9 protein-coding genes are annotated in these 5,485 nt (G+C 44.8%); all 9 read right to left on the bottom strand.

What is annotated here, in order from left to right; all coding sequences use genetic code 11:
* Window positions 1-610 (bottom strand): major capsid protein (locus tag FFM73_RS13335; protein WP_000065559.1); only part of this gene is annotated, 610 nt, incomplete at its 3' end.
* 36 nt (window positions 611-646) lie between these two features.
* Entirely contained in the window at window positions 647-763 is a 117-nt protein-coding gene (locus tag FFM73_RS13330) for a phage DNA packaging protein J (protein WP_000033471.1), read from the bottom strand.
* A complete protein-coding gene (locus FFM73_RS13325; protein WP_000084700.1) occupies window positions 763-1,221 on the bottom strand; it encodes a scaffolding protein D in 459 nt (152 codons plus the stop codon). Before FFM73_RS13325 ends, FFM73_RS13330 begins: the two co-directional genes overlap by 1 nt.
* The gene (locus FFM73_RS13320) at window positions 1,218-1,457 is read right to left on the bottom strand and encodes a phage DNA packaging protein C (protein WP_016670801.1); all 240 of its coding nucleotides are present in this window, start codon (window positions 1,455-1,457) and stop codon (window positions 1,218-1,220) included. Before FFM73_RS13320 ends, FFM73_RS13325 begins: the two co-directional genes overlap by 4 nt.
* A complete protein-coding gene (locus tag FFM73_RS13315; RefSeq protein ID WP_435988044.1) occupies window positions 1,390-1,542 on the bottom strand; it encodes a hypothetical protein in 153 nt (50 codons plus the stop codon). The genes FFM73_RS13320 and FFM73_RS13315 overlap by 68 nt, the downstream gene beginning before the upstream one ends.
* Window positions 1,475-3,016 carry a replication endonuclease gene (locus tag FFM73_RS13310; protein WP_000252566.1) on the bottom strand — a complete coding sequence of 514 codons (1,542 nt, stop codon included), beginning with the start codon at window positions 3,014-3,016 and terminating at the stop codon, window positions 1,475-1,477. Before FFM73_RS13310 ends, FFM73_RS13315 begins: the two co-directional genes overlap by 68 nt.
* A gap of 63 nt (window positions 3,017-3,079) precedes the next feature.
* A complete protein-coding gene (locus FFM73_RS13305) occupies window positions 3,080-4,066 on the bottom strand; it encodes a Minor spike protein (RefSeq protein WP_000466547.1) in 987 nt (328 codons plus the stop codon).
* 8 nt (window positions 4,067-4,074) lie between these two features.
* The gene (locus tag FFM73_RS13300; RefSeq protein ID WP_000487867.1) at window positions 4,075-4,602 is read right to left on the bottom strand and encodes a hypothetical protein; all 528 of its coding nucleotides are present in this window, start codon (window positions 4,600-4,602) and stop codon (window positions 4,075-4,077) included.
* 110 nt (window positions 4,603-4,712) lie between these two features.
* A partial coding sequence (locus FFM73_RS13295) for a major capsid protein (RefSeq protein ID WP_000740652.1) occupies window positions 4,713-5,485 on the bottom strand: 773 nt, incomplete at its 5' end.

Genomic DNA, 5,485 nt, shown 5'->3' with positions numbered 1-5,485 from the left:
GCAAATTAGCATAAGCAGCTTGCAGACCCATAATGTCAATAGATGTGGTAGAAGTCGTCATTTGGCGAGAAAGCTCAGTCTCAGGAGGAAGCGGAGCAGTCCAAATGTTTTTGAGATGGCAGCAACGGAAACCATAACGAGCATCATCTTGATTAAGCTCATTAGGGTTAGCCTCGGTACGGTCAGGCATCCACGGCGCTTTAAAATAGTTGTTATAGATATTCAAATAACCCTGAAACAAATGCTTAGGGATTTTATTGGTATCAGGGTTAATCGTGCCAAGAAAAGCGGCATGGTCAATATAACCAGTAGTGTTAACAGTCGGGAGAGGAGTGGCATTAACACCATCCTTCATGAACTTAATCCACTGTTCACCATAAACGTGACGATGAGGGACATAAAAAGTAAAAATGTCTACAGTAGAGTCAATAGCAAGGCCACGACGCAATGGAGAAAGACGGAGAGCGCCAACGGCGTCCATCTCGAAGGAGTCGCCAGCGATAACCGGAGTAGTTGAAATGGTAATAAGACGACCAATCTGACCAGCAAGGAAGCCAAGATGGGAAAGGTCATGCGGCATACGCTCGGCGCCAGTTTGAATATTAGACATAATTTATCCTCAAGTAAGGGGCCGAAGCCCCTGCAATTAAAATTGTTGACCACCTACATACCAAAGACGAGCGCCTTTACGCTTGCCTTTAGTACCTCGCAACGGCTGCGGACGACCAGGGCGAGCGCCAGAACGTTTTTTACCTTTAGACATTACATCACTCCTTCTGCACGTAATTTTTGACGCACGTTTTCTTCTGCGTCAGTAAGAACGTCAGTGTTTCCTGCGCGTACACGCAAGGTAAACGCGAACAATTCAGCGGCTTTAACCGGACGCTCGACGCCATTAATAATGTTTTCCGTAAATTCAGCGCCTTCCATGATGAGACAGGCCGTTTGAATGTTGACGGGATGAACATAATAAGCAATGACGGCAGCAATAAACTCAACAGGAGCAGGAAAGCGAGGGTATCCTACAAAGTCCAGCGTACCATAAACGCAAGCCTCAACGCAGCGACGAGCACGAGAGCGGTCAGTAGCAATCCAAACTTTGTTACTCGTCAGAAAATCGAAATCATCTTCGGTTAAATCCAAAACGGCAGAAGCCTGAATGAGCTTAATAGAGGCCAAAGCGGTCTGGAAACGTACGGATTGTTCAGTAACTTGACTCATGATTTCTTACCTATTAGTGGTTGAACAGCATCGGACTCAGATAGTAATCCACGCTCTTTTAAAATGTCAACAAGAGAATCTCTACCATGAACAAAATGTGACTCATATCTAAACCAGTCCTTGACGAACGTGCCAAGCATATTAAGCCACTTCTCCTCATCCAACGCGTCAGTTTTTGACAGAATCGTTAGTTGATGGCGAAAGGTCGCAAAGTAAGAGCTTCTCGAGCTGCGCAAGGATAGGTCGAATTTTCTCATTTTCCGCCAGCAGTCCACTTCGATTTAATTCGTAAACAAGCAGTAGTAATTCCTGCTTTATCAAGATAATTTTTCGACTCATCAGAAATATCCGAAAGTGTTAACTTCTGCGTCATGGAAGCGATAAAACTCTGCAGGTTGGATACGCCAATCATTTTTATCGAAGCGCGCATAAATTTGAGCAGATTTGTCGTCACAGGTTGCGCCGCCAAAACGTCGGCTACAGTAACTTTTCCCAGCCTCAATCTCATCTCTCTTTTTGCGTTCTGCTTCAATATCTGGTTGAACGGCGTCGCGTCGTAACCCAGCTTGGTAAGTTGGATTAAGCACTCCGTGGACAGATTTGTCATTGTGAGCATTTTCATCCCGAAGTTGCGGCTCATTCTGATTCTGAACAGCTTCTTGGGAAGTAGCGACAGCTTGGTTTTTAGTGAGTTGTTCCATTCTTTAGCTCCTAGACCTTTAGCAGCAAGGTCCATATCTGACTTTTTGTTAACGTATTTAGCCACATAGAAACCAACAGCCATATAACTGGTAGCTTTAAGCGGCTCACCTTTAGCATCAACAGGCCACAACCAACCAGAACGTGAAAAAGCGTCCTGCGTGTAGCGAACTGCGATGGGCATACTGTAACCATAAGGCCACGTATTTTGCAAGCTATTTAACTGGCGGCGATTGCGTACCCGACGACCAAAATTAGGGTCAACGCTACCTGTAGGAAGTGTCCGCATAAAGTGCACCGCATGGAAATGAAGACGGCCATTAGCTGTACCATACTCAGGCACACAAAAATACTGATAGCAGTCGGCGTGTGAATCATTAGCCTTGCGACCCTCGGCAGCAAGAACCATACGACCAATATCACGAAAATAGTCACGCAAAGCATTGGGATTATCATAAAACGCCTCTAATCGGTCGTCAGCCAACGTGAGAGTGTCAAAAACGATAAACCAACCATCAGCATGAGCCTGTCGCATTGCATTCATCAAACGCTGAATAGCAAAGCCTCTACGCGATTTCATAGTGGAGGCCTCCAGCAATCTTGAACACTCATCCTTAATACCTTTCTTTTTGGGGTAATTATACTCATCGCGAATATCCTTAAGAGGGCGTTCAGCAGCCAGCTTGCGGCAAAACTGCGTAACCGTCTTCTCGTTCTCTAAAAACCATTTTTCGTCCCCTTCGGGGCGGTGGTCTATAGTGTTATTAATATCAAGTTGGGGGAGCACATTGTAGCATTGTGCCAATTCATCCATTAACTTCTCAGTAACAGATACAAACTCATCACGAACGTCAGAAGCAGCCTTATGGCCGTCAACATACATATCACCATTATCGAACTCAACGCCCTGCATACGAAAAGACAGAATCTCTTCCAAGAGCTTGATGCGGTTATCCATCTGCTTATGGAAGCCAAGCATTGGGGATTGAGAAAGAGTAGAAATGCCACAAGCCTCAATAGCAGGTTTAAGAGCCTCGATACGCTCAAAGTCAAAATAATCAGCGTGACATTCAGAAGGGTAATAAGAACGAACCATAAAAAAGCCTCCAAGATTTGGAGGCATGAAAACATACAATTGGGAGGGTGTCAATCCTGACGGTTATTTCCTAGACAAATTAGAGCCAATACCATCAGCTTTACCGTCTTTCCAGAAATTGTTCCAAGTATCGGCAACAGCTTTATCAATACCATGAAAAATATCAACCACACCAGAAGCAGCATCAGTGACGACATTAGAAATATCCTTTGCAGTAGCGCCAATATGAGAAGAGCCATACCGCTGATTCTGCGTTTGCTGATGAACTAAGTCAACCTCAGCACTAACCTTGCGAGTCATTTCTTTGATTTGGTCATTGGTAAAATACTGACCAGCCGTTTGAGCTTGAGTAAGCATTTGGCGCATAATCTCGGAAACCTGCTGTTGCTTGGAAAGATTGGTGTTTTCCATAATAGACGCAACGCGAGCAGTAGACTCCTTCTGTTGATAAGCAAGCATCTCATTTTGTGCATATACCTGGTCTTTCGTATTCTGGCGTGAAGTCGCCGACTGAATGCCAGCAATCTCTTTTTGAGTCTCATTTTGCATCTCGGCAATCTCTTTCTGATTGTCCAGTTGCATTTTAGTAAGCTCTTTTTGATTCTCAAATCCGGCGTCAACCATACCAGCAGAGGAAGCATCAGCACCAGCACGCTCCCAAGCATTAAGCTCAGGAAATGCAGCAGCAAGATAATCACGAGTATCCTTTCCTTTATCAGCGGCAGACTTGCCACCAAGTCCAACCAAATCAAGCAACTTATCAGAAACGGCAGAAGTGCCAGCCTGCAACGTACCTTCAAGAAGTCCTTTACCAGCTTTAGCCATAGCACCAGAAACAAAACTAGGGACGGCCTCATCAGGGTTAGGAACATTAGAGCCTTGAATGGCAGATTTAATACCAGCATCACCCATGCCTACAGTATTGTTATCGGTAGCAAGCACATCACCTTGAATGCCACCGGAGGCGGCTTTTTGACCGCCTCCAAACAATTTAGACATGGCGCCACCAGCAAGAGCAGAAGCAATACCGCCAGCAATAGCACCAAACATAAATCACCTCACTTAAGTGGCTGGAGACAAATAATCTCTTTAATAACCTGATTCAGCGAAACCAATCCGCGGCATTTAGTAGCGGTAAAGTTAGACCAAACCATGAAACCAACATAAACATTATTGCCCGGCGTACGGGGAAGGACGTCAATAGTCACACAGTCCTTGACGGTATAATAACCACCATCATGGCGACCATCCAAAGGATAAACATCATAGGCAGTCGGGAGGGTAGTCGGAACCGAAGAAGACTCAAAGCGAACCAAACAGGCAAAAAATTTAGGGTCGGCATCAAAAGCAATATCAGCACCAACAGAAACAACCTGATTAGCGGCGTTGACAGATGTATCCATCTGAATGCAATGAAGAAAACCACCATTACCAGCATTAACCGTCAAACTATCAAAATATAACGTTGACGATGTAGCTTTAGGTGTCTGTAAAACAGGTGCCGAAGAAGCTGGAGTAACAGAAGTGAGAACCAGCTTATCAGAAAAAAAGTTTGAATTATGGCGAGAAATAAAAGTCTGAAACATGATTAAACTCCTAAGCAGAAAACCTACCGCGCTTCGCTTGGTCAACCCCTCAGCGGCAAAAATTAAAATTTTTACCGCTTCGGCGTTATAACCTCACACTCAATCTTTTATCACGAAGTCATGATTGAATCGCGAGTGGTCGGCAGATTGCGATAAACGGTCACATTAAATTTAACCTGACTATTCCACTGCAACAACTGAACGGACTGGAAACACTGGTCATAATCATGGTGGCGAATAAGTACGCGTTCTTGCAAATCACCAGAAGGCGGTTCCTGAATGAATGGGAAGCCTTCAAGAAGGTGATAAGCAGGAGAAACATACGAAGGCGCATAACGATACCACTGACCCTCAGCAATCTTAAACTTCTTAGACGAATCACCAGAACGGAAAACATCCTTCATAGAAATTTCACGCGGCGGCAAGTTGCCATACAAAACAGGGTCGCCAGCAATATCGGTATAAGTCAAAGCACCTTTAGCGTTAAGGTACTGAATCTCTTTAGTCGCAGTAGGCGGAAAACGAACAAGCGCAAGAGTAAACATAGTGCCATGCTCAGGAACAAAGAAACGCGGCACAGAATGTTTATAGGTCTGTTGAACACGACCAGAAAACTGGCCTAACGACGTTTGGTCAGTTCCATCAACATCATAGCCAGATGCCCAGAGATTAGAGCGCATGACAAGTAAAGGACGGTTGTCAGCGTCATAAGAGGTTTTACCTCCAAATGAAGAAATAACATCATGGTAACGCTGCATGAAGTAATCACGTTCTTGGTCAGTATGCAAATTAGCATAAGCAGCTTGCAGACCCATAATGTCAATAGATGTGGTAGAAGTCGTCATTTGGCGAGAAAGCTCAGTCTCAGGAGGAAGCGGAGCAG

The sequence above is a fragment of the Secundilactobacillus hailunensis genome (assembly GCF_005405185.1).
GTDB classification, from domain to species: Bacteria; Bacillota; Bacilli; order Lactobacillales; family Lactobacillaceae; genus Secundilactobacillus; species Secundilactobacillus hailunensis.
Note: the sequence above shows the minus strand (reverse complement) of the source record. Positions and strands in the feature narration are given on the sequence as shown.